Below are 23,615 nucleotides of genomic sequence, written 5' to 3' on the forward strand. Positions count from 1 at the left end.
CATCGAGAAACATAAATAATGAATTTGACTAAGAGTTAAACAATCAATTATGGATTAATAGTCCAAGAAGCAAAATACTGCTGTCCGATTAATCCAGCTCCAATTACTTGATAGTATTCTTTACCGCCAATATTAGCAGCTCCTAATTTTACTACCGATTTCAATTTCGGAATTCCATAATTAATCTGAGCATCAATTACAGTTGCCTCTTTAATTATACCATCAGCAAAACCAGCCTGCCATAAATATTCACTATTCCATCTTCCGCTAACATTAAATCCGAAATTCTTAAACAGCTTATCATTTCCAATTGACATTTTAATTCTATGTTTTGGCGTATTAAATCCAGGCTCAAAACTTGGGTCTTTTGCTTGATCAAAATCAAACTGAGCATAGTTGTAGCTCACTCCCAACTCAAAGTTTGAAATAATTTTTCTAGAAAGTCCAATTCCAAATCCCAATGAATTTATTTCTACATCTGAATTTGTATACAATTGATACGTTCTATATTCTCCATTCTGAAGCGCTCTAATTGACTGAACACCTGGATCAGAAGTTCCTGCAGCAATGTTAGGATTATCTTGAGCGGTTCCGTAGAAAGGAGAAACCACATTTAAATTACCAATAAAATTGTTGTAAATATTATAGTACCCATTAATATCTATTGATGTCCCTTCAAAAACAGAACGGTATCCTAACTCAAAAGCTTTTACTTCTTCTGGCTTTACATAATTAGCTCTAGATTTTTTCAACAACGCAGCAGCACCAACTGGATCTGTTCCTGCCATTGCAGAGAATGCAGTTACTGAACTTGCTATATAAGAATTCCCATAAGCATCGTTACCATTCATAACTTTTGTTGGACTTCCTGTATAAAGTTGGCCTTCTGCACTTAAATTGAATGTTTCATTAAATCTAGTTAAGTTATCAGGAGCAGAACCCAATAATACTGCATTTCCGATATTAAATCCTATGTACTGATCTTGAGTTGTTGGATTTCTAAAACCTGTTTGGAAAGACCCTCTGAAATTATGATTTCTTTTTTCACCTGCAGAATACACAAGAGATAAACGTGGAGAGAAATTACCATCAAAGTTTTTAGATTTATCATAACGAAGAGATCCTGTAAACTTCAATCTGTCGTCCATAAATTTTTTCATCAATTGCGCATATGCACCATATTCATTGTAATTTATCTGACTATTAGCATCCGTATAAATTCTTCCATGAGAATTTAACTCATAGGCTCTAAAAGATCCTCCAACTTGAATTTCAGCAAATTTTATTACATCTCTGAAATTATAATTTGCATCTGAGTGATACATTTTTGAATTATCCACCAATCTTGATCCAGTTAAAACATCCGGATCATTTATAACCTGATTGAACGCATTGTTAAACTGAGGCGTTCCTGGTAAAAAACGACCTGTATCTGCTGTAGATCTAGCCGCTGCATGTGCTTGTTGCGGATTCATTCCTGCCAAAGTCCCTTGTATGAAAGCCCCAGCATATTGACCAAACCAAGTATTATCGTCTTTCCATTTTCTATTTACATTAATACCGGTAAAAATCATATCATAAGAATTTCCTCCATCCTCTCCAGTCATGTAACCTCTTACAAAAAAGTTTTTCCCTTTAAGCTCTAATTTATTCTGATACATAAAAAAGTTATTCAAATAATACCTGTTTGCCCCTTGATAAACAGCATTTCCAGTACCAATTTTACTCTGCCAAATAACTTCCAATCTTTCATCTCCAAAAGGTCTTCCATGCAAAGAGAAATCAACTTTCATATTCGCAGCTTTATTATCTGTCAAATCAATTTCATTATACCCTGTTCTACTAACCATAGAATTCGGCAAAAGATTAGATGCCCCTGCCGGAATCAAACCCATTGCTTCCAACTTCTGACCAACACCCTTAATATTTGTAGCTGCTTCATCTCCATACACGTTAATTCCATCATAATTAGGATTCGTTCTATCAACACCTGCCCTAGTCTTGTCATTATAATTTGTAGCATACCAATCAGTAGCCTGCATGTAAGTAATGTTTGCTTTAGCCGCAATATATTTATTAAAAGCACGAGCAAATCGAACACCAAAATCATAATAGCCATTTGTGCCTGCAGCCTCTTGAGAAGTTACCCCATACTTTAAATAAGCCGAAACCCCTTGATCTACAAACGGGCTTTTACTAGTCATAAACAAAATACCATTAAAAGCATTAGCCCCATATAGAGCAGACGATGCCCCCGGAAGCAATTCCACACTTTGAACATCAATTTCCGAAACTCCAATCATGTTTCCTAAAACAAAATTCAATAACGGAGACGAATTATCCATTCCATCTACTAGCTGCATAAAACGAGTATTCGCCACAGTAGCAAACCCCCTAGTATTTATAGACTTGAACGACATACTACTTGTATTCATCTGCACTTCTTTCATATTCTCTAAACCATCATAAAAAGAAGGAGAAGCCGTTTTTTTGATTTCCTGAGCCCCCATTCTCTCAATGGTTACAGGAGACTCCAGAATTCTTTCTGGCGTTCTTGATGCAGAAACTACAATTTCATCCAATTTTGTTTCTTCATCCTTTAAAATCACATTCACTTTTTGATTTGCAGCTGTTACGTTTATCGTTTTAGTTTCAAATCCTACTGCCGAAACTTTTAAAGAAAAAGGCGGTTTAGCATTAGTAGTCAATTTAAACGATCCATCGAAATCAGTAGAAGCACCACTATTTTCTCCGACAACAACAACATTAGCACCAGGGATAGATTGCTTATTAGCATCTGTAACCGAACCTGTAATTGTATTCTGCGCAAAGGACACTCCGCTGAATAACAACATAATTAGCAAGTAGACTCTCATTTTGGGTTAGTTTTTCGTTAGTATATATAGCCAAAATAAGAAAATATTTTAATATGCATAAAAAAACGTTAAATAAAATCAATATTTACCATCAAAATATACAATATTTTAACTATTTATTAATTCAATTTATTATAATAAAAACAAATAAAATGATAAGAAAAACCAATATACTATGCATACATATAAATTTTAATCAAAAAACTGAAAATTTCATAAAAATACATGTGTCAAAAAAAATTATTGACAATAAAAAAAAGCGAGACCTAAATCTCGCTTTTTTAACTCTTCTCTAACCACACAACTATACAACTACTTCAAATATAAGAAATTAATTTCCCTGCCAGCAATGCGGCGACAATAGCAATTATCATAACACAAAAACCAATGATTAAGAATAACAAAAGTGATCTTTTTTCAATTCTTATCTCTTTCAGGAATAATCGTATGAAAACTACATCATAAAAAAATATAAAAACAGCAGTTATAACTCCAGGAAGCAATTCCCAAGCTTTTAATGAACCCACCAAATGAAAAATCGCATTTATACCAATCGCGATACTAATTAAAAAAATAGTATAATTAAAAATCCTGCTATTAACTCTATAATTAAGCCAAAATAAAACAGCAACTATTATACTCAAAATTACAATTGCAGTTAAAAACTGTTCTTTTTGATAAAGCCCTCCCAAAACCGTATTCGACATAATGGCTTTCATTTTATCAAAACCAAGGAACTCCTCAATATTATGCAGTATAAACAATACTGGCATAAGGAGCGAAATCTTCAATAATTTATTTGTCATACTTCTTAAATTACAAACACACAAAGCACGCTTAATCTTACAAAAGTATTATAGTAAAAATGAACAACAACAACAACAAAAAAAAAGCGAGACCTAAATCTCGCTTTTTTAACATATTTGTATTTAATAGAATCTATTCTACTGTAACCGACTTCGCTAGGTTACGAGGCTGGTCAACATTACAACCTCTCATTACTGCAATGTAATAAGAAAGTAGTTGCAACGGAATTGTGGTAACCAATGGCGATAATGCATCTGAAGTTTCTGGAATTTCGATTACATAATCTGCCAATTCGCGTACTTGAGTATCTCCTTTTGTAACAACAGCAATAATTTTACCGCTTCTTGATTTAATTTCCTGAATGTTACTTACAATCTTGTCGTAGTGTCCTTGTTTAGGAGCAATAACAATAACAGGCATAAATTCGTCAATTAAAGCAATCGGGCCGTGCTTCATTTCTGCAGCCGGATATCCTTCTGCGTGGATATATGAAATCTCTTTTAATTTTAATGCACCTTCTAAAGCAACAGGGAAATTATATCCTCTACCTAAATAAAGACAGTTTGGCGAATCTTTAAAAGCAGCGGCAATTTCTTTTGCTTTATCATTAGTTTCTAACGCTTCAGCAACTTTCTCAGGAATAATTTCTAATTCTTGAAGATACGTATGGAAATCTGTATTTGACAACGTTCCTTTTGCTTTTCCTAAACGTAAAGCAATCATCGTTAAAACTGTAATCTGAGTCGTAAATGCTTTTGTAGAAGCTACTCCAATCTCTGGACCTGCGTGTGTGTAAGCCCCTGCATGGCTTTCTCTAGAAATAGAAGAACCCACTACGTTACAAACTCCAAATACAAACGCTCCGTTTTCTTTAGCCAATTTAATAGCCGCCATAGTATCTGCAGTTTCACCAGATTGTGAGATTGCAATAACTACGTCATCTTTATTAATAATCGGATTTCTGTATCTAAACTCAGAAGCATATTCTACCTCTACAGGAATACGGGTAAATTCCTCAAAGATATATTCTGCTACTAAACCTGCGTGCCAAGAAGTTCCACAAGCAACAATCAGGATTCGTTTTGCATTTAAGAATTTCTCCAGATTATCCTCAACACCTGCCATCTGAACAATTCCTTCATTAGCATGAAGTCTTCCTCTATAAGTGTCTTTAATTACACTTGGTTGCTCATAGATTTCTTTAAGCATGAAATGATCATACCCTCCTTTTTCAATCTGCTCCAAATTCATTTGAAGTTCTTGAATATAAGGATCCACTAAAGAGTCATCTTGGATTTTTCTAATTTTAATTGGCTTATGCAATCTAATATTTGCCATTTCGCCATCTTCTAAATAAACTGCATTAGAAGTATATTCAATAAATGGTGAAGCATCAGAAGCAATAAAATATTCTCCTTCTCCAACACCAATTGCTAACGGACTTCCTAATCTAGCCGCAACAAGTTCATTCGGATTTTTTTTATCAAAAACAGCAATTGCATAGGCACCAACAACTTGGTTCAATGCAACTTGTACAGCTTTACCTAATTTAAGATTTTCTTTCTTTTGAACTTCTTCTATTAAATTAACTAAAACTTCAGTATCTGTATCCGACTTAAAATTATAACCTCTTTTGATAAGCTCCTCTTTTAAAGGCGCATAATTCTCGATAATTCCGTTATGAATAATTGCTAAATCTCCAGAATTAGAAAGATGAGGGTGCGAATTCACATCATTTGGAACCCCGTGAGTTGCCCAACGTGTGTGTCCAATTCCAATATTACCGTTTATTGAAAAACCTTCATCGGCTTTAGCTTCAAGATCTGAAACTTTACCTTTTGTTTTGCAAACTTTAATGCCCGACTCGTTGTCATACAACATAACGCCGGCACTATCATATCCTCTGTACTCCAGACGCTTTAATCCCTTTATTACAATAGGATAAGCATCTCGATGACCGATATATCCAACAATTCCACACATATATATTTATTAATTTGGTTTCGTATAGTACACCTCAAGTTTCAATCTTTTATCTTCTGGAGTAGAAGTAGAGACTTTTCCTCCATATATAATTGTCCCAAGCGGATTTAATAATGATGTTCTAGGCACTACTGGAGTAATAGCATTTTTATCCTTAAGCGCATTAAACGCAACTGTAGTTGGGCTTAGAGAAACAACCAAGCCTAAATCAACATTTTTAACTGTCGCATCTTTTACTAAATTACGAATATGGCTCGTTATTCTAATTTTATAGCTTTTACCTCTTTTATCAGTACCTTTACTAATTACTCCACCATAAGCAGATACAGCATCTGTAGAGTAATCTGCTAAAATGGCATTATCTGTTAAATTATACAAATACACTCTATTCGGTTCTTGTGTACCAGTCATTTTATCAGCATCGATATAGAAAACTAAATTAGCTTCGTTTACTTTCCAATTCTTAATAGCGACATTACTTCTAATTTCATCCAATTGGTCAGGAACTCCATTTGCTCCATTTACTACCGCACCATTAGAATCATAACTTAAAACATCTGTTGGATTAAAAAGTTTTATAACCGCCAAAGAGCCTACTCCACCTTTTAAATAAAGCCTTTCATCTCCATCTGTTTTATTTACGTTTGTTGTTATAGCACTTTGATAGTCTGCATTTCTAGTATCTTGTAGAAAATTAGCCGTAGTTGTAAAAGTACCTTTCAAGTTCAAAAGAATCTCCTTGTCTTCGGTAGCTTCTGGATCATCTGTAGTTGAACTAGTTTTTGCTTTGTATTTAATTGTAATAACCCCTTTAGAAAAATCCATCAGCGCCAAATTACTCGGATTAGATCCAGATTTCTCAACATTAAAATACAAACCTCTAAAATATTCTTGAAAAACATCTTCTGCAGCAAGCTTTGAAGCATCTGCATTTAATATCCTATCTTGAAAAAACTGCTTGTTAAGCTGCAGCGTCATTTGAGGCGCTTTTCTTGTAGTTGTTTCTACTTTAGTAGTAGGATCTGTTGTTTTTATTACAATTTCTTTTGCATCAAAAAAGAATTCATCATTTTGCAAAACATCTCCATCATTCAATCTTGAGCCCACTTTTTTACTGTCAAATTCACTGTTTTGATCTGTATAATAAAACTGCGGCAACTGGGTACCTCCACTTAAATAACTGCTTCTCATCTGGATTCCAGACTCATAAACACTTAATTTTATTTTTCCATTTTTGTCTCCATAAATAGAATCCAATACATAAGTGGTATTCCCTTCATTATCTGTAGTTGTTGCATGGTTGAAATATGGAATTTCAAGCACAACACTTTGAATTACTGGAGAATCCCCAACTTTTATAGGATAGCTAGAAAGTCCTACCTGAGTTACAAAATTTGCCGTAGTGCTTGCAAAAAGCGGATTGTCTAAAATACCAAGAGCATTTGGTGTCATGGTATTTGATTGAATAGGGGTAACTTCTTGATTAAATGCTACAACATCGTATTTTTCAGCTTCAAGTCCAAAATGATCATCTCCAATCAAACCATCACCAATCGCATTAAAATCTTTGTCACAAGAATATAGAAAAACAGCCATTACAGCCAAAAGAGCTTTCTTAATAAAAGAAGTTTTATACATGTCAAAAAATAAAATTAAAATTTAAAGTCCAAATGTTCTATAGAAATTTGTATAAGCGTCAGCAAATGCATCTTTCGTGGCGAAAGGTAAAAAAGGTTTTCCTGAAGATTCTATAAATTTTGTTAAACTTGGAGAAACATTCTCTGATGCAATGATCACACCATCAGAATGTAAAATACTAGCTTTTAAAACATTCTCATAATTTGGCACTTCCAAATCTGACACTGCTTCATGAGGAACACCGTCAAATTTAACTTTATTTATCATTTCTAAATCTAGGTTCTCATCAAATGACTGGCCATAAACAGAAGTAATAATTTTCGTTTCAGAAAATAGTGCTTCGTGTTTATAATAATGCTTCATATAAATGGGTAGCATTGCCGCAAGCCAACCGTGAACGTGTATAATATCTGGAACCCAGTTTAATTTTTTCACAGTCTCCACAACGCCTTTTGCAAAGAAAATTGCTCTTTCGTCATTATCTGGATATAAAGCACCCTCTTCATCTGTAAAAGTGGCTTTACGTTTGAAATATTCATCGTTATCAATAAAATAAACCTGGATTCTTTCTTTCGGAATGGAAGCTACTTTAATAATCAACGGCATATCTAAGTCATTCACTACCAAATTCATCCCTGAAAGTCTAATCACTTCATGCAATTGGTGTCTTCTCTCATTGATATTTCCATATCTTGGCATGAAAATTCTTATCTGACCGCCTTGGTCATTAATCATTTTCGGAACGTCATAAGACATTAAAGAAACCTCATTTTCAGCCAAGTAAGGCACGACTTCAGATGATACATATAATATCCTCTTATCTTTCATAATAGTATTTTACTTAATTTTGGTAATAAAAACGTCGCAAAATTACAAAAATTTATGCAGTTTATAACTAATATATTATGTTTGCATAAATTTTAATAATACCTCAATGCATATTTTCTACAGTAAAGCAGCGTTGATAGCTTATCTTAAAACTATCAAAACCGCAAATTCTACTATCGGATTTGTACCCACAATGGGCGCTTTACACCAAGGACATTTGGCTTTAATGCAACGTTCGTTAAAAGAAAACAACGATACAGTAGTAAGTATTTTTGTCAACCCAACTCAATTTAACAACGCCGAAGATTTAGCAAAATATCCTAGGACACTAGAAGAAGATGTTAAGAAAATGCGTACATTAAGCGATAAAATTATTTTATACGCACCTTCAGTCGAAGATATTTATGAAGGAAATACCGTTTCGCAGACTTTTGATTTTGACGGATTGGAAAACCAGATGGAAGGAAAATTCAGACCTGGTCATTTTAATGGTGTCGGAACAATTGTAAAACGTCTTTTTGAAATCGTAACTCCAACAAATGCCTATTTTGGAGAAAAAGATTTTCAGCAGCTTCAAATTGTAAAAAAATTAGTTGAAAAAACTGATTTACCAGTAAACGTTGTCGGTTGTCCTATTTTTAGAGAAGAAAATGAACTTGCAATGAGCTCAAGAAACGAACGTCTAACTTCGCAAGAAAGAAAAGATGCTTCTATTATCTACAAAGTTTTAACCGAGGCAAAAGAGATTTTCCAAACTCACTCTCCGCAAGAAACAATCGAATTTGTAGAAAATTCCTTCAAAGACAACAAAGAGTTCGAACTGGAGTATTTTGTTATTGCTGACGAATCTACACTTTTGTCTATCGATAAGAAAGAGAATGATAAAAAATATCGCGCATTTATAGCGGTATTTGTTAATTCTATAAGACTGATTGACACCATTTCATTAAATTAATCTAACTTTGCAGCATGCAAATTCAAGTTATAAAATCAAAAATTCATCGAGTTAAAGTAACTGGAGCCGATTTAAATTACATTGGAAGTATTACTATTGATGAAACTCTACTAGAGGCTTCAAATATTATTGAAGGCGAAAAAGTATCTATTGTTAACATTAATAATGGCGAGCGTTTTGAGACTTACGCTATTAAAGGTGAAAAAAATTCAGGAGAAATTACTTTAAATGGTCCTGCAGCTAGAAAAGTGCAAAAAGATGATATCATCATTATCATTTCTTATGCTACTTTGGATTTTGAAGAAGCAAAAACCTTCAAACCATGGATTATTTTCCCGAATGAAAACGACAATTCTTTAACCTAAGATTTTCTTTTTCTTACCGAATTCCCCTACTTTGTCAAAAGTCAATTTTGAACAAAAAATCTTTCTTTTGTCTTAATCCAAAATGATTTTGACGCTAAAATACTGTGCTTCAAAATTTAACCTACTTAACAAAGAAGCAAATAAAATAGTATATTGCTACACTATTTTCAATACTTTTTAATTTACTGAAATGCCACAAATCATGAAAAAAGTTTACCTACTATTTTTATTAATTTCGTTTTCGTCGTTTGCCCAAAAAACGTTCGATAACATTAAATCGGAAAAACTCGGAGAAGAGCGTAGAATTACAATTGGACTTCCTGCTTCTTACGAAGCCAACAAAGACAAAAAATATCCTGTTCTTTATTTATTGGATGGAGATTATTTATTTGATCCTTTTTCTGGAGCTGTAAGCTACGGAACTTATTGGGATGATATTCCAGAAATGATTATCATTGGAATTCATCAAAATAAAGATGGAGAACGTTTTGATGACACAACAATCGACCAAAATGAAGGACTTCCTTTTGAAAAAGGCGCAAAATTTTTCGAATTTATCGGAGCTGAATTAGTGCCATATATCGAAAAAAAATACCGCACTTCGCCTTTTAGACTTATTGCAGGTCATGATGTAACAGCAAGTTTTGCCAATTTTTATTTGTACAAAGAAATCCCGCTTTTTAATGCCTACATCTGTTTAAGTCCAGAGCTAGCCCCAAAAATGGAAGTGCGTATTGCAGAGAAATTTGCTAAAATAAAAAGCCCTGTCTTCTATTACCTTTCTGCAGGAGAAGGTGATATTAAAAAAATTAAAGAGCCAATAGAAAAATTAAACAGCAATATTAAAATCGCCAATAATCCGTTAGTGAATTATAAATATGATGTATTTAAAGGCGCAACACATTATACAGAAGTATTGCATTCTATACCAAGTGCACTATATCAGATTTTTGAAGTATACCGTCCTATAAATTCTGCCGAATACAACGACAAAATTGCGGTTCTTCAAACAGGTTATGCAGAATATTTAGAAAAAAAATACGCTACAATGTCTGAAGTTTTAGGAGTTCAAATTCCAGTTCGAATGAGCGATTTTAAAGTAATGGAAAACCTTATTCTAAAAAGAAATGCCTACGATGAGTTAGGAAAAATGGCTGAAATTGGAAATGTAAATTATCCTAAAGCCATGTTGGGAGAATATGAATTAGGTTTGATGTACGAAAAAATGGGCGATCCTAAACATGCTTCGAAAAAATACCAAAACGCTTCACAAATGGAGCCAATTGGTGATTTGAACAAAGACTTGATGTATGAGAAAATTGACGAAATGAATACACTTGCTAAAAAAAGTAAATAATGTCAAAAGTTAAAACTTCCTTTTTCTGCCAAAACTGCGGAACCCAATATGCCAAATGGCAAGGGCAATGCAACGCGTGCAAAGAATGGAATACGATTGCCGAAGAAATCATTCAAAAACAAGATAAGGTCGCTTGGAAGAGTGAACCTACTCCAACAAGCAAAGCACCAAAACCTTTAAAAATTAACGAAATTGATTCTACACAGGAAGTCCGAATGGACACTACTGATAGCGAATTGAATCGTGTTTTAGGCGGCGGACTTGTCCCTGGATCTTTGACTCTTTTGGGCGGTGAGCCCGGCATCGGAAAAAGTACACTTTTACTTCAAGTATCATTAAAGTTACCTTATAAAACATTATATGTTTCCGGAGAAGAAAGTCAGAAACAAATTAAAATGCGCGCAGAAAGAATAACTCCAAACAGCGACAACTGTTATATTCTTACTGAAACCAAAACGCAGAATATATTTAAACAAATTGAAACCATTCAGCCTGAAGTAGTCATAATCGACTCGATTCAGACTTTACATACTGATTATATCGAATCGACTGCGGGAAGTATTTCTCAGATTCGTGAGACCACAGCAGAATTGATAAAATTTGCTAAAGAGAGTAATATCCCCGTAATCTTGATTGGGCACATTACAAAAGACGGAAATATCGCTGGACCAAAAATTCTAGAACATATGGTCGATACTGTGCTCCAATTTGAAGGCGACAGAAATCATATTTATCGAATTTTGCGTTCGCTTAAAAACCGTTTTGGATCTACATCAGAACTAGGAATTTATGAAATGTTGGGGAGCGGATTGCGAGAAGTTAGCAATCCTTCTGAAATCCTGATTTCTCATAAAGACGAAGAATTATCGGGAACTGCAATTGCAACAACTTTAGAAGGTATGCGTCCGTTGATGATCGAAATACAATCTTTAGTGAGTACCGCTGTTTATGGAACACCGCAAAGAAGTACAACAGGTTACAACGCAAAAAGGCTAAACATGATTTTGGCTGTCTTAGAAAAAAGAGCTGGATTTCGCTTAGGCGCAAAAGACGTTTTCTTGAATGTAACTGGCGGAATTTCTGTTGATGATCCTGCAATTGACTTGGCGGTTGTTGCTGCAATTTTATCATCAAATGAAGATATTCCGGTTGGAAAAGGATTCTGTTTTGCTGGCGAAGTTGGACTTTCTGGCGAAATTCGTCCTGTAAACCGTGTAGATCAACGCATTCAGGAAGCTGAAAAACTAGGTTTCGATACTATTTTTGTTTCTAAATACAACAAAATTGCTTTAAAAAATACCGGAATTAAGATTGAGCTTGTAGCAAAAATTGAAGATGTTGCAAGTATCCTTTTTGGCTGATTTCAAATACCACTCCTCCTATGAATTTCCCAAAACAAAAAATATACAAAGCATTAAAAATACTAGGAATAGTAATCGTAGTGCTTTGCATCGGACTTTACTATTTTCGTGATTCCCTTTTAAAACAAGCCATTGCAAAAGTTACCCATAAAATGGCTGTTCAATACCAAAGTAACTTTTCTGTACAATCGGCTTCATTTGATGGTTTATCGACTATAAAATTGACAGATGTAGTTTTAGCTCCAATAAATGCTGATACGCTTGTCAAAATTAAAAATGTCGAAACCAGCATCAGTTTAAGTAATTTATTAATTGGAGATGTTCAAGTTGGAACTTTAAAAGTAGACAATGGATATATTCAATTAGTAAAAAAAGGCAAAAAACGAAATTTTGATGCTTTTCTAAAAAGAGATCGAGAAGAAACCGATTCAAATGAAAAACGTAAATACGCTGCTTTTGCTTACAGAATCATTTCGAAAGTATTGAATTTGGTTCCGACCGATATGGATTTGAAAAATTTCAAATTCAAAATTGACGATAACGGAAAACAAACCAATATCGCTGTAGACAAACTCGTTTTAAGCAACAAACAGCTCGAAACCAATCTTCATGTTCAAGCAAAAGATTTTGATCAGCGCTGGAACATTAAAGGATTTGCTGATCCGAGAAATAAAAAGGCCGATATTCGTTTTTTCAATTTAGATACTGGTGCTATTCGCGTTCCGTATTTAGATCAGCGTTATAACTTAAAAGCAAGTTTTGATTCTATTCGCCTAAATGTTCAAAACATAGATAAAAGCGGCAGTGAACTCCATATAGACGGTTACACTTCTATCGCAAATCTTAAAATCAATCACCCAAAAATCGCGAGCAAAGATGTGGTGATAAAAAATGCCCGTTTTGATTACCGATTTTTATTGGGCGATAGCTTTATTTCTATTGACAGTACATCAACCATGCAGTTAAATAAAATCAAGGTTCGTCCTTACATTTCTTATGATACTGAAAAAGACACGATTTATACTTTGAAAATGGACATTCCAAAAATGAAAGCGCAAGATTTTATCGTTTCGCTTCCCGACGGTTTATTCACGCATTTTCAAGGAATGCAGGCAACTGGAAATTTCGATTACAAATTGGATTTCAAATTCAATAAAAACAAACCCAATACGCTTGTTTTTGACAGTAAGCTTAACAAAGAAGATTTACGAATCACTAAATATGGTGAAGCCGATTTAAATAAACTAAACGGCGAGTTTGTGTATCGTGCCATTATTCAGAATGTGTTGCAACGACCTGTTTTGGTCGGAAATGCAAATCCGAATTATACGCCTTTGGACCAAATTTCTCCTTATTTAAGAAAATGTGTTTTAACAACCGAAGATCCTTCTTTCTTCTCGCATCACGGATTCATAAACGAAGCGTTCAAACAATCGATTCTTAAAAACATTCGAACTAAGAAATTCTCTCGCGGTGCCAGCACAATCAGCATGCAGTTAATTAAGAATGTCTTTTTAACTCGTGAAAAGACGCTTTCGCGAAAGCTTGAAGAAATTCTTCTGGTTTACATTTTAGAAAACAACCGAATTGTAAGCAAGGAAAGAATGCTAGAAGTGTATTTCAATATTATTGAATGGGGACCAAATGTGTACGGAATTGGAGAAGCAAGTCATTTCTATTTTCAAAAAAGCCCTTCGGCTTTAAATGTTGACGAATGTTTGTATTTGGCAACTATTATTCCGAAACCAAGAAAATTCATGTATCAGTTTAATGATCAAGGCAACTTGAAAGATTATGCTATTAAGAACCAAAAATTCTTAAAGAATTTAATGTTTAGAAGAGGTCTTTTAGTTCCCGAAGACACAATTGGATTATTACCTGTTTACATTTCAGGAAATGCACGTTCTCTCATAAAAATTAAAGTTCCAGATTCTACAGCAATCAAAAAAGATTCTTTGGCTGTTGATGATGAATTTGATTTGTAATTGAGAGAAGTTTAACCGCAAGGTTCGCTAAGATTTACGCAAAGCACGCAAAGATTTTTTAACTTTTAAAAGGAAAATCTTTGCGTGCTTTTCTATTATTTTATTGATTAAAACATTGCGAACTTTGCGTAAATCTTTGCGCTCTTCGCGGTTAAATATACTTTAAGGCGCAGGATCTGGAATTATAGCCTGAACCGCATCAATTTCTGCTAAGATTTGTTTAGAAAGAACCACATCAATTGTGTCGATGTTTTCTTTTAATTGTTCCATAGTTGTCGCTCCGATAATAGAACTTGTTAAAAAAGGCTGTTGCAAAACAAATCCCATTGCCAATTGCGTTAACGTTAAACCATGTTTTTTAGCGATTTCCAGATACAATTTAGTCGCTTCAGTACATTGGTCACTATTGTAACGTTTGTACTGCGGAAAAAGATTAATTCTTGCTTTCGGGTGACTTTCTCCAGTTAAGAATTTTCCAGTCAAAACTCCGAAGGCTAAAGGCGAATATCCTAACAAACCAACATTTTCATATTTCGAAACTTCTGCAGAATTCACTTCAAATAAACGGTTCAATAAAGAATATGGATTTTGAACTGTTTTAATTCTTGGAAGATTGTTGTATTTGCTTTCTTCCAAAAGACGCATCATTCCCCAAGCATTTTCATTAGAAACTCCAATATGTTTGATTTTCCCTTCTTTGATTAATCCGTCAAAAGTTTCAAGAATTTCTCTAAAGTTATCCTCCCAAACATCATCATGTCCGTGAAAAGCGCGCTGTCCGAAATTATTCGTTTTTCTTTCTGGCCAGTGCATTTGGTACAAATCGATATAATCAGTCTGTAGTCTTTTCAAACTGTTTTCAACTGCATACTTAATACTTGCTGGAGAAAAATCCAATTTCTCACGCATGTATCCAAAATTCGGATTCGGACCCGCAATTTTAGATGCCAAAACCACTTTGTCTCTATTTCCTGATTTTTTAAACCAAGTTCCAATAATTTTTTCTGTGCTTCCGTAAGTCGCTTCACTCGCAGGAACCGAGTACATTTCGGCAGTATCAAAGAAATTAACTCCTCTTTCAAGAGCATAATCCATTTGTTCGTGCCCTTCTGCTTCTGTATTCTGCTGCCCGAAAGTCATTGTTCCAAGGCATATTTTACTAACTTTTATATCGGTGTTGGGTAAAGTAGTGTATTTCATTTTTTTTAAAGATACTGAGTTGCTAAAATTCTAAGGTTCTAAGTTTTTTCCCTTTTTTAATAATAAGTCTTCAAAGATACGAACCGATTTTTCAAATCTAAAAATGAGAAAGGTTAAAAAAAGTACAAGATTTATTTTGAGAGGCTAAGGTACTGAGGAGCTAAGGTTCTAAGTTTAAATTCCAATCAATAAAAAAGGTTCAAAGTAAAACTTTGAACCTTTTTAAAATCTTAAAAACTTAGTATCTCAGAACCTTAGCATCTTTAATTAATACTATTAAGCATCTCCGCAATCTCATCTAATCTTGGAGTTAAGATAATTTCGATTCTACGGTTTTTCGCTTTTCCTTCTGGAGTTGCGTTGCTTGCCAAAGGAGAAAACTCGCTTCTTCCTGCTGCTGTTAGTTTTTGTTTATTGATTTTTGGATTTTCGGTTAAAATCGCTACGATTGCTGTTGCTCTTTTAGTAGATAAATCCCAATTGTTTGCGATTGGCCCCGAACCAGCATACGGATCGTCGTCTGTATGTCCTTCAATTAAAACAGAAAGATCTGGATTATCACCTAAAACTTTTCCAAGTTCGACAACCGCTTTTCTACCTTCTGTTCCAACAGCCCAACTTCCTGAGTTGAAAAGTAATTTGTTTTCCATAGAAACATAAACTTTTCCGTTTTTATGTTCTACTGTCAAACCTTTACCTTCAAAACCAGTTAATGCTTTAGATAAAGTTTCTTTAAGCTTACGCATTGCTTCTTCTTTCGCTGCAATCATATCTTCCAATTCTTTTAGACGATTTGCCGTTTTGTCCAAACGAGCCTGTTCCTCTGCAAGAGCTTTACCCTTTGCTTCCAATTGCGCTAACAATTCGCGGTTTTTAGCCATGTTTTTCTCTAGTGCATCATTGCTGTTTTTCTCCAATGCATTATACGAATCTTGTAAAACTTTGTATTTATTTTGAGCCGCCGCTAAATCTGCTTTTTGTTTTGCCAAATCATCATTAGCAGTTGCTAAATCTTTAACCAGTTTATCACGATCGGTTTCCAATTGATTCTTTGCTTTCTTCAAATTTTCATTTTCATCAGCAATAGAACGATTTTCTTTTTTCAAATCTGAATATTTTGTTTCTAGATCATTGTAAATTTTCTTAGAAACACACGACGTTGTGGACAAAGCTAATGCTAGTAATCCGATGGAGGCTTTTTTAATCATCTTCTTTAATTCGTTTTTATTCTGGGGCGTTTAATAATTTTTTAATGTCAAAATTCAATGCCAATTGCAATCTGAATTTTAAGACCAAAATTCATTCAACAAGAACAATACCAAAAATTAGTCAATCTCGACTAAAATCGGACAATGGTCTGAATGCATAGCATCTGGTAGTATAACCGCTCTTTTTAATCTCTTTTCTAGCGCATTGCTTACCAGATTATAATCGATACGCCAGCCTTTGTTATTTCCTCTCGCTCCTGCACGGTAACTCCACCAAGAATAATGATGTGGCTCTTTATTGAAATGACGGAAACTATCTATAAATCCAGATTTCATAAAGGCATCTAACCATGCGCGCTCTGCCGGAAGAAATCCAGAAACTGTTTTGTTACGAACCGGATCGTGAATATCAATTGCTTCGTGACAAATATTATAATCACCACAAATAATAAGGTTCGGAACCGTAAGTTTCAATTCGTTGACATAATTCTGAAAATCATCCATAAACATAAACTTATGATCCAGCCTTTCAATGTTTGTTCCAGATGGAAGATACAAGCTCATTACAGAAACATCATCAAAGTCTGCACGAAGATTTCTACCCTCAAAATCCATATGATGAATTCCCGTACCGTAAACAATATTGTTTGGTTTAGTTTTAGAAAGAATAGCTACTCCACTGTATCCTTTTTTGGTTGCAGGATAGTAGTATTGAAACGGATAACCCGCTGCTGTTATATCATCTACCGGAATTTGATCTTGCGTAGCTTTTATTTCCTGAAGGCATATTACATCAGGATTTGCTTGTTGCAGCCACTCGATAAACCCTTTGTTTATTGCCGCTCTAATTCCGTTTACATTATAAGAAATAATTTTCATCAGTGATTTTTTTAGGATTTCAAATGTAATAAAAAAGTGCAAAGTTTGTCTTGGAAACAACGAAAAGTAGACTTTTTTGTTATCTTTGTTCGCTGTTCTAATAAATTAAAAGTAGTACATGGGGTTAGTTACCGCGAAAGAAGTTGCAAAGGCAATAAATGTTGAAAAGTACGGAGTTTTTGGTACCTTTTCTGGCTGGATTCTTATGAAGGTTCTTAAGATCTCGACCCTTAATAAAATTTACGATCGTAATAAACATTTGGAAGACCTTGACTTTTTGAATGGAATTTTGGATGAAATGGAAATTAAGTTCGAAATCCCAGAAGAAGATTTAAAACGTCTACCAAAAGATGGTGCGTATATTACCATTTCAAATCATCCGCTTGGTGGAATTGACGGAATTTTGCTTTTGAAATTAATGCTTGAAAGAGAGCCAAATTTCAAAATCATTGCCAATTTCTTGTTACACAGAATTGTTCCGATGAAGAAATACATTATGCCGGTTAATCCTTTTGAAAACCATAAGGATGCAAAATCGAGCGTAATTGGCATTAAAGAAACGTTACGCCATTTAAGCGACGGAAAACCTTTGGGTATTTTTCCTGCTGGTGAAGTTTCTACTTATAAAGATGGCAAATTAGTAGTGGACAAACCTTGGGAAGAAGGCGCGCTGAAATTAATCAGAAAAGCAAAAGTTCCTGTAGTTCCAATTTACTTTCATGCCAAAAACAGTAAATTATTCTACTGGCTTTCTAAAATTGATGATACTTTGCGTACCGCCAAATTACCTTCTGAATTGCTTACGCAAAAAGATCGTGTAATTAAAGTTCGTATCGGAAAACCTATTTCTGTATCTGAACAAAACGAAATTGAATCTTTTGAAGAATATTCAGAATTCTTGAGAAAGAAAACCTATATGCTAGCTAATCCGTTTGAAAAAGACACCAAACTGATTGATACAGCAAGTCTTAAAATACCGAAAGCACCTAAAAAAATCGTAACAGCTGCAAGCGAATCAAAATTGATTGATGAAGTTCAGGCATTACGTGATAGTGACAGCAGGTTTTTACAAAGCAAAAACTACGAGGTTTTCTTTGCAAGCGCAAAAGAGATTCCGAACATTTTGCACGAAATCGGCCGTTTACGCGAAATAACTTTCCGTGAAGTTGGAGAAGGAACGAATGAATCTATCGATTTAGACGAATACGACCAATATTATCACCATATGTTTTTATGGGATGATGAAACCAAGAAAATCGCCGGAGCATATCGTATGGGATTAGGTTCTGAAATCTATCCAAAATACGGAATTGAAGGTTTCTACTTAACGGATCTTTTCAGATTTGAACCAGAACTTCATGATATGATGCACAAATCGATTGAAATGGGCCGTGCATTTATCGTAAAAGAGTATCAGCAAAAACCAATGCCTTTGTTCTTATTGTGGAAAGGTATTATTCATACCACTTTGCGCCATCCAGAACACAAATATTTAGTTGGAGGTGTAAGTATCAGTAATCAGTTTTCAGATTTCTCTAAATCATTGATGATTGAGTTTATGAAGTCGAACTATTACGATCCGTATATCGCGCAATACATTCACCCGAAAAAAGCGTACAAAGTAAAACTAAAAGACGCCGATAAAGATTTCATTTTTGACGAAGCAGAATCTGACTTGAATAAGTTTGATAAAATCATTGACGAATTAGAACCAGGAAACTTACGTTTGCCTGTTTTAATTAAGAAATACATCAAACAAAACGCAAGAGTAGTTGCTTTTAATGTTGACCCATTATTCAACAATGCAATCGACGGTTTAATGTATATTAGAATTGCAGATATTCCAGAAAGTACAATGAAACCGGTTATTGAAGAATTTCAGATAGAACTGGAACGTAAATTATCGGAGAAAGAAGATTAATTTCTCTCTTATAAGTGAAGATCAAATACTATTTTTTTTAACTTTGAATTAAAAGCCCACCATAACAACTTAATTAATACTTAATTACATTTAAAGTATTACTCTAAAAAACTTCAAGAGGCAATACTACATGAAGAATACAATACCATTTTGCCGCATCATATCTATTATTTTGAATATTGAAATATTGCCATTTTTACGGAAAAGTAAAAATTGAAATAAATTACAAATTACTAATATTAAAGAATATGAAAAACAAAGTACTTTCTTCACTTTTTATTTTATTCTGCTGTTGTGTATACCCGCAAACGAATACTAAAATAGGCTTTACTACTAAAACGCCTACCGAAACAGTTGACATAAACGGAATAGCTCGTGTAAGAGAACTCCCGACGAACGCAGCAACAAATGCAATCAATACCAAACCTGATGGCACGGCATCTACTGCAAAAGATCAAACATTTAGCGCCACTAAAACAGTGGTTGTCGATGCGAACGGCGTTATGGGAACTATAGACGGAATAGCAATTACTGTAGCACCCGAAATAAAAACAATACAGTATGCTCGCGTTGCAACTCCGATAAATGCGTCAACACCTACAAATTCTATTACTACAATTGGCATTCTATCTATTCGTTTTAATAGTACAACTACGGGAAGTGGTAATTCGATTGAATTCCTAACAAGCGTACCAAATCAGGTTACTGCATTTGCTGAAGTTTCAGGTGCCGGAGGAAATTACTTCGCCAACTGGAGAACTACTGCCGCAGCAGCAAACACATGGTACCAAGCAACCGCACAAGGTGTAACAGCTGCAAATCGTGACACCTATACATTAATGATAACACTACATAATTCATTAGAAATTTATCGCGTATCACTAATTTGTAACGCATCAATTGCAGCTAATACTTCCCTAAATATACCTATCGTTCCTGCTCAGGTTATCATTTTTATCGAAAAACTGCAATAGTAAAACGACCGGAAAAATATAGAAATTTGCCCCACGATTACAATTTCAGCACTGAAAATCTAGAAATAAAGTGCTATCACAGCCAGAAAGTAAACAATTTAAAAGAAGCTTTTCGTATATAAGAATAAAAAAGTCCTATTTGTTGAAACAAATAGGACTTTTTTTATTCTTTTCTTAAAACAATTTCGCCTTTTCCAGCTGCTTAATTAATGACAACCCTAGCACATATAAATAGAATACTCCCGCCAAATTTAGTTTATAAAAAAGAAAACTTGATTACTCTATAGTAGTCAGGCTTTCTTTTTTTGTAAACAAACACACTTTTCATCTTTTTTCACAATTTGATTTAACACTCCTTATTGCAATCTTATTTTTTACCCTAAAGTGTAATTATAAAAGCTTTTAGAGGTAATACTACATAAGCATCATGCTATAATTTTGCAATTTCAAATTCGATTAAAAATAAACATCGAAATAACAGTAATGCTTTTTACATTTAGTTAGGGAGCTAAAAATTGAAATAAATTATAAATCACTAAAAAAATTTAATATGAAAAACAAAGTCCTTTCTTCACTTTTTATCTTATGTTGTGCTTTTGGGTACTCTCAAACAAACAACAAACTAGGTGTTAATGTAAAAGCACCAACCGAGTCGCTAGACGTAAACGGAACAACCCGTTTAAGAAGTCTTCCATTAAATGGAGCAACAAATGCAATTACTACAAAAACTGACGGTACTGCATCTACTGCAAAAGATCAAACTTACAGCGCAGTTAAAACTGTAGTTGTCGACGCAAATGGTGTTGTAGGAACTATAGATGGTGTTGCAATCACTACATCACCTGATATTAAGACAATACAATATGCTCGTACTTCAACACCAATTAATGCGCAGACACCTCTAAATTCTATCACTACTATTGGTAATCTATCAATTCGATTTAACAGCGGTAGCACAGGTTCTGCTAACTCGATTGAATTTCAAACAAAAGTCCCAAATCAGGTTACTGCGTTTGGTGAAGTATCAGGTGCCGGTGGAAATTATTTTGCTAATTGGAGAACTACAGCAGCAGCAGCAAATACATGGTATGTGGCAACTGCACAAGGTGTCACCCCAGCTAACCGTGATACGTATAACTTAATGATTACCTTGCATAATTCACAAGAAATTTACCGTGTATCACTAATTTGTAATGCGCAAATTAATGCTAATACTGGGCTAAATATACCAATAGCTCCTGCTCAGGTTATTATCTTTATTGAGAAACTACAATAAAAATACGTTACAATAAAAAAGCGAACAAATTTAGTTGGTGTTGATAATACAATTTTAAATTAGTACAGCTAACTTTTATTAAACCCAATCAAAAACAAAAGAGCCAGAGAACATACAGTTTTCCGGCTCTTTTTTTACACACTCTATACAGGCAAAATAAAAAATCCCATTCGCATCAGCAAATGGGATTTTTTTAATTACAATTTTTATTTAAAACTAATTTATGATGAGCAATCAGTTTTATAGTTTTAGAAAGCTTTACGACCTTTTAAATCTGAAACAAAACTAGAGGCCTCAAGGGTTAATTTTGTGCCTAATAAGCCATTATTGTATTAAAAAAAGGCGTAGCAGAAAAAGAAAACCTACTATTAGAAAACATAAAAAAATCCCATTCCTGACTGAATGGGATTTTTTTATGTTTTAAAACCAAATCGACTGATGCATTATATCATCAATTGAATTGTTTTTTACAAAAAGAATCAATCGTACAAAATGATAAATAGCTAAAAAATAAGCCAATCTATAGGCTAGTTTTTTATTGTATAATAGTCCTGTAAAATATTCTTTTTTGGTAATAATTTCTGTTACTAACACAATAATAGTTACCCAGCAAAAAGCAATTACAAAAGGCCCTAAAATGTGGTAACTAACAGATTTGTATAAATCTCCCTGATAAAAATAAACCAGTGATTTTGTAATCCCACAATCCGATAACGCGGATTTGTTTCTTATTGCAAAAAATCCCATTAACCGAAGAGAATGGGATTTATAATTACAATTTTTATTTACAAATTATTGTCTATTATAGCTCGGTTTAATTTTAGAACCAAGGTTTTTTTCCAACTTGATAAGTTTGATAAAATTCATCATCGCCTTTTGTTAAATAGATAATTCCTTCAACAAATCCAACCATGCCGCCTAAACCACAAGTTACCAAAGTAACTATAAGTTGAATAATTCCTTCTTTTTGGTATCCTAAATAAAATTTATGAACACCGAAAGAACCTAATACAATTCCTAAAATGCCTGCAGTAGTTTTTTTATTCTCTGTTTTTCCTGAATTTAATCCTGTGTTTTCCATATCTTATTTTTATAATTCCCTACTCTTTATGGATTTTCAGTTACTCCATTACTCTCTTCTATCAGAGTGCAAGATTACTCACTTTGAAAATCTTCTAGAGCCATTAAAAGTTTTTAAAATATCACGAAAAGACATTTTTAGACATAAAAAAATCCCATTCAGTTCTGAATGGGATTTCTATTATTATATGCGTTTTTCTCTTAAAACCAGCCTTTTTTACCAACTTGGTACGTTTGGTAAAAATCTTCATCTGATTTTGTCAAGTAGATGATTCCTTCAATGAATCCAATTATACTACCAACTCCGCAAGTTACGATTGTAATTACAATTTGGATGATTCCTTCTTGAGTGTATCCTAAGATAAATTTATGAATACCTAAGTATCCAAAAATAATTCCCATAATTCCTGCTAATACTTTTTTATTCTCTTGTCTAGGTTGAGATGGTGTATTCCAGCTTTCTGGTTTTGTAGTTTCCATTTTTATATTATTTAGTTAATTATTAATTCCGATTTCATCAATTTCTTCAATAGTACTTTTAGGATCTGGACCGTAATAGTTTTCTCCGTGTTCTCCTTCTGTTGCTAATAAAACAAGAAACCAGATAGGACCAACCAACGGAATAAAAGAAATTAAAACATTCCAACCGCTTTTACCCAAGTCGTGCATCCTTCTAACTGTTACAGCCAAAGATGGGATTAAAGCAATAAGAGAATACAAAGCAATTAATCCTATTGCAACTGGAAAACCTAAAAATCCTCCGCCAATTATTGATACTATTATAGCTAAAGCAATAAACACAAAAAAGATTACTGCTGTTGCCAGACGAAAATACCAATATTCACTTCTTCTAGCTCTTCCGCTAAAATTTGAATAGTTCTGGAACATGGCAATTTTATACCATTCAATCATACTTAGGATA

At 33.8% G+C, this 23,615-nt stretch carries 20 protein-coding genes; 8 read left to right on the forward strand and 12 right to left on the reverse strand.

Annotation, left to right across the window (positions count from 1 at the left end; translation table 11 throughout):
• Positions 1–47 precede the first annotated feature (47 nt).
• From SOM12_RS23250 to SOM12_RS23270, 5 genes are all read right to left on the reverse strand, one after another.
• Positions 48–2,876, reverse strand: a complete 2,829-nt coding sequence (locus tag SOM12_RS23250) for a TonB-dependent receptor (RefSeq protein WP_320495720.1) — start codon at positions 2,874–2,876, stop codon at positions 48–50.
• A gap of 317 nt (positions 2,877–3,193) precedes the next feature.
• The gene (locus SOM12_RS23255; protein ID WP_320495722.1) at positions 3,194–3,682 is read right to left on the reverse strand and encodes an HXXEE domain-containing protein; all 489 of its coding nucleotides are present in this window, start codon (positions 3,680–3,682) and stop codon (positions 3,194–3,196) included.
• A 133-nt stretch (positions 3,683–3,815) separates the two neighbouring features.
• Positions 3,816–5,666 (reverse strand): glutamine--fructose-6-phosphate transaminase (isomerizing), encoded by a 1,851-nt coding sequence (glmS, locus tag SOM12_RS23260; protein ID WP_320495724.1) that lies wholly within the window; start codon positions 5,664–5,666, stop codon positions 3,816–3,818.
• A gap of 9 nt (positions 5,667–5,675) precedes the next feature.
• A complete protein-coding gene (locus tag SOM12_RS23265) occupies positions 5,676–7,304 on the reverse strand; it encodes a DUF4270 domain-containing protein (RefSeq protein ID WP_320495726.1) in 1,629 nt (542 codons plus the stop codon).
• A gap of 21 nt (positions 7,305–7,325) precedes the next feature.
• Positions 7,326–8,132 (reverse strand): glycogen/starch synthase, encoded by an 807-nt coding sequence (locus SOM12_RS23270; protein WP_095930313.1) that lies wholly within the window; start codon positions 8,130–8,132, stop codon positions 7,326–7,328.
• Positions 8,133–8,238: 106 nt separating this feature from the next.
• Between SOM12_RS23270 and panC the strand changes: the two genes are divergently transcribed.
• The 5 genes from panC to SOM12_RS23295 all read left to right on the forward strand — a co-directional run bounded on the left by panC (position 8,239) and on the right by SOM12_RS23295 (position 14,155).
• Positions 8,239–9,087, forward strand: a complete 849-nt coding sequence (gene panC / locus SOM12_RS23275) for a pantoate--beta-alanine ligase (protein ID WP_320495728.1) — start codon at positions 8,239–8,241, stop codon at positions 9,085–9,087.
• Positions 9,088–9,101: 14 nt separating this feature from the next.
• A complete protein-coding gene (panD, locus tag SOM12_RS23280; RefSeq protein ID WP_008465481.1) occupies positions 9,102–9,452 on the forward strand; it encodes an aspartate 1-decarboxylase in 351 nt (116 codons plus the stop codon).
• A gap of 202 nt (positions 9,453–9,654) precedes the next feature.
• Positions 9,655–10,809 carry an alpha/beta hydrolase gene (locus SOM12_RS23285; RefSeq protein WP_320495734.1) on the forward strand — a complete coding sequence of 385 codons (1,155 nt, stop codon included), beginning with the start codon at positions 9,655–9,657 and terminating at the stop codon, positions 10,807–10,809.
• A complete protein-coding gene (gene radA / locus SOM12_RS23290) occupies positions 10,809–12,170 on the forward strand; it encodes a DNA repair protein RadA (RefSeq protein ID WP_095930311.1) in 1,362 nt (453 codons plus the stop codon). Before SOM12_RS23285 ends, radA begins: the two co-directional genes overlap by 1 nt.
• A 20-nt stretch (positions 12,171–12,190) precedes the next feature.
• Positions 12,191–14,155, forward strand: a complete 1,965-nt coding sequence (locus tag SOM12_RS23295) for a transglycosylase domain-containing protein (protein WP_320495736.1) — start codon at positions 12,191–12,193, stop codon at positions 14,153–14,155.
• 162 nt (positions 14,156–14,317) lie between these two features.
• Here the strand turns inward: SOM12_RS23295 and SOM12_RS23300 are convergent, their stop codons facing one another.
• The 3 genes from SOM12_RS23300 to SOM12_RS23310 form a co-directional block, all read right to left on the reverse strand.
• Positions 14,318–15,355, reverse strand: a complete 1,038-nt coding sequence (locus tag SOM12_RS23300) for an aldo/keto reductase (RefSeq protein ID WP_320495739.1) — start codon at positions 15,353–15,355, stop codon at positions 14,318–14,320.
• A gap of 263 nt (positions 15,356–15,618) precedes the next feature.
• Complete coding sequence (locus SOM12_RS23305; protein ID WP_095930308.1) at positions 15,619–16,563, reverse strand: OmpA/MotB family protein; 945 nt, start codon at positions 16,561–16,563, stop codon at positions 15,619–15,621.
• Positions 16,564–16,680: 117 nt separating this feature from the next.
• Positions 16,681–17,442 (reverse strand): exodeoxyribonuclease III, encoded by a 762-nt coding sequence (locus SOM12_RS23310; protein ID WP_095930307.1) that lies wholly within the window; start codon positions 17,440–17,442, stop codon positions 16,681–16,683.
• A gap of 118 nt (positions 17,443–17,560) precedes the next feature.
• Between SOM12_RS23310 and SOM12_RS23315 the strand changes: the two genes are divergently transcribed.
• From SOM12_RS23315 to SOM12_RS23325, 3 genes are all read left to right on the forward strand, one after another.
• Positions 17,561–19,363: a lysophospholipid acyltransferase family protein gene (locus SOM12_RS23315; RefSeq protein WP_320495740.1), complete on the forward strand. Its 1,803-nt coding sequence runs from the start codon at positions 17,561–17,563 to the stop codon at positions 19,361–19,363.
• Positions 19,364–19,611: 248 nt separating this feature from the next.
• On the forward strand, positions 19,612–20,337 hold the full coding sequence (locus tag SOM12_RS23320; RefSeq protein ID WP_320495741.1) for a hypothetical protein: 726 nt from the start codon (positions 19,612–19,614) through the stop codon (positions 20,335–20,337).
• Between the two features lie 550 nt (positions 20,338–20,887).
• The gene (locus SOM12_RS23325) at positions 20,888–21,613 is read left to right on the forward strand and encodes a hypothetical protein (protein WP_320495743.1); all 726 of its coding nucleotides are present in this window, start codon (positions 20,888–20,890) and stop codon (positions 21,611–21,613) included.
• 420 nt (positions 21,614–22,033) lie between these two features.
• Here the strand turns inward: SOM12_RS23325 and SOM12_RS23330 are convergent, their stop codons facing one another.
• From SOM12_RS23330 to SOM12_RS23345, 4 genes are all read right to left on the reverse strand, one after another.
• Positions 22,034–22,360: a DUF2752 domain-containing protein gene (locus tag SOM12_RS23330; protein WP_320495745.1), complete on the reverse strand. Its 327-nt coding sequence runs from the start codon at positions 22,358–22,360 to the stop codon at positions 22,034–22,036.
• 73 nt (positions 22,361–22,433) lie between these two features.
• On the reverse strand, positions 22,434–22,694 hold the full coding sequence (locus tag SOM12_RS23335) for a TM2 domain-containing protein (RefSeq protein ID WP_320495746.1): 261 nt from the start codon (positions 22,692–22,694) through the stop codon (positions 22,434–22,436).
• A gap of 200 nt (positions 22,695–22,894) precedes the next feature.
• On the reverse strand, positions 22,895–23,173 hold the full coding sequence (locus tag SOM12_RS23340; protein WP_095930301.1) for a TM2 domain-containing protein: 279 nt from the start codon (positions 23,171–23,173) through the stop codon (positions 22,895–22,897).
• 15 nt (positions 23,174–23,188) lie between these two features.
• Positions 23,189–23,605 (reverse strand): DUF805 domain-containing protein, encoded by a 417-nt coding sequence (locus tag SOM12_RS23345; RefSeq protein WP_320495748.1) that lies wholly within the window; start codon positions 23,603–23,605, stop codon positions 23,189–23,191.
• Between the last annotated feature and the right edge of the window lie 10 nt (positions 23,606–23,615).

This window comes from Flavobacterium sp. CFBP9031, from assembly GCF_034044945.1.
In the GTDB taxonomy this organism is placed as follows: Bacteria; Bacteroidota; Bacteroidia; order Flavobacteriales; family Flavobacteriaceae; genus Flavobacterium.

What these genes read in the sequence shown, in the direction of transcription:
- SOM12_RS23340 (WP_095930301.1), bottom strand. Translation starts at nt 23,173, where the DNA reads ATGGAAACTACAAAACCAGAAAGCTGGAATACACCATCTCAACCTAGA.
- SOM12_RS23335 (WP_320495746.1), bottom strand. Translation starts at nt 22,694, where the DNA reads ATGGAAAACACAGGATTAAATTCAGGAAAAACAGAGAATAAAAAAACT.
- SOM12_RS23250 (WP_320495720.1), bottom strand. Translation starts at nt 2,876, where the DNA reads ATGAGAGTCTACTTGCTAATTATGTTGTTATTCAGCGGAGTGTCCTTT.
- SOM12_RS23325 (WP_320495743.1), top strand. Translation starts at nt 20,888, where the DNA reads ATGAAAAACAAAGTCCTTTCTTCACTTTTTATCTTATGTTGTGCTTTT.
- SOM12_RS23270 (WP_095930313.1), bottom strand. Translation starts at nt 8,132, where the DNA reads ATGAAAGATAAGAGGATATTATATGTATCATCTGAAGTCGTGCCTTAC.
- SOM12_RS23300 (WP_320495739.1), bottom strand. Translation starts at nt 15,355, where the DNA reads ATGAAATACACTACTTTACCCAACACCGATATAAAAGTTAGTAAAATA.
- glmS (WP_320495724.1), bottom strand. Translation starts at nt 5,666, where the DNA reads ATGTGTGGAATTGTTGGATATATCGGTCATCGAGATGCTTATCCTATT.
- panC (WP_320495728.1), top strand. Translation starts at nt 8,239, where the DNA reads ATGCATATTTTCTACAGTAAAGCAGCGTTGATAGCTTATCTTAAAACT.
- SOM12_RS23310 (WP_095930307.1), bottom strand. Translation starts at nt 17,442, where the DNA reads ATGAAAATTATTTCTTATAATGTAAACGGAATTAGAGCGGCAATAAAC.
- SOM12_RS23265 (WP_320495726.1), bottom strand. Translation starts at nt 7,304, where the DNA reads ATGTATAAAACTTCTTTTATTAAGAAAGCTCTTTTGGCTGTAATGGCT.
- SOM12_RS23295 (WP_320495736.1), top strand. Translation starts at nt 12,191, where the DNA reads ATGAATTTCCCAAAACAAAAAATATACAAAGCATTAAAAATACTAGGA.
- radA (WP_095930311.1), top strand. Translation starts at nt 10,809, where the DNA reads ATGTCAAAAGTTAAAACTTCCTTTTTCTGCCAAAACTGCGGAACCCAA.
- SOM12_RS23315 (WP_320495740.1), top strand. Translation starts at nt 17,561, where the DNA reads ATGGGGTTAGTTACCGCGAAAGAAGTTGCAAAGGCAATAAATGTTGAA.
- SOM12_RS23255 (WP_320495722.1), bottom strand. Translation starts at nt 3,682, where the DNA reads ATGACAAATAAATTATTGAAGATTTCGCTCCTTATGCCAGTATTGTTT.
- SOM12_RS23345 (WP_320495748.1), bottom strand. Translation starts at nt 23,605, where the DNA reads ATGATTGAATGGTATAAAATTGCCATGTTCCAGAACTATTCAAATTTT.
- panD (WP_008465481.1), top strand. Translation starts at nt 9,102, where the DNA reads ATGCAAATTCAAGTTATAAAATCAAAAATTCATCGAGTTAAAGTAACT.
- SOM12_RS23305 (WP_095930308.1), bottom strand. Translation starts at nt 16,563, where the DNA reads ATGATTAAAAAAGCCTCCATCGGATTACTAGCATTAGCTTTGTCCACA.
- SOM12_RS23330 (WP_320495745.1), bottom strand. Translation starts at nt 22,360, where the DNA reads ATGGGATTTTTTGCAATAAGAAACAAATCCGCGTTATCGGATTGTGGG.
- SOM12_RS23320 (WP_320495741.1), top strand. Translation starts at nt 19,612, where the DNA reads ATGAAAAACAAAGTACTTTCTTCACTTTTTATTTTATTCTGCTGTTGT.
- SOM12_RS23285 (WP_320495734.1), top strand. Translation starts at nt 9,655, where the DNA reads ATGAAAAAAGTTTACCTACTATTTTTATTAATTTCGTTTTCGTCGTTT.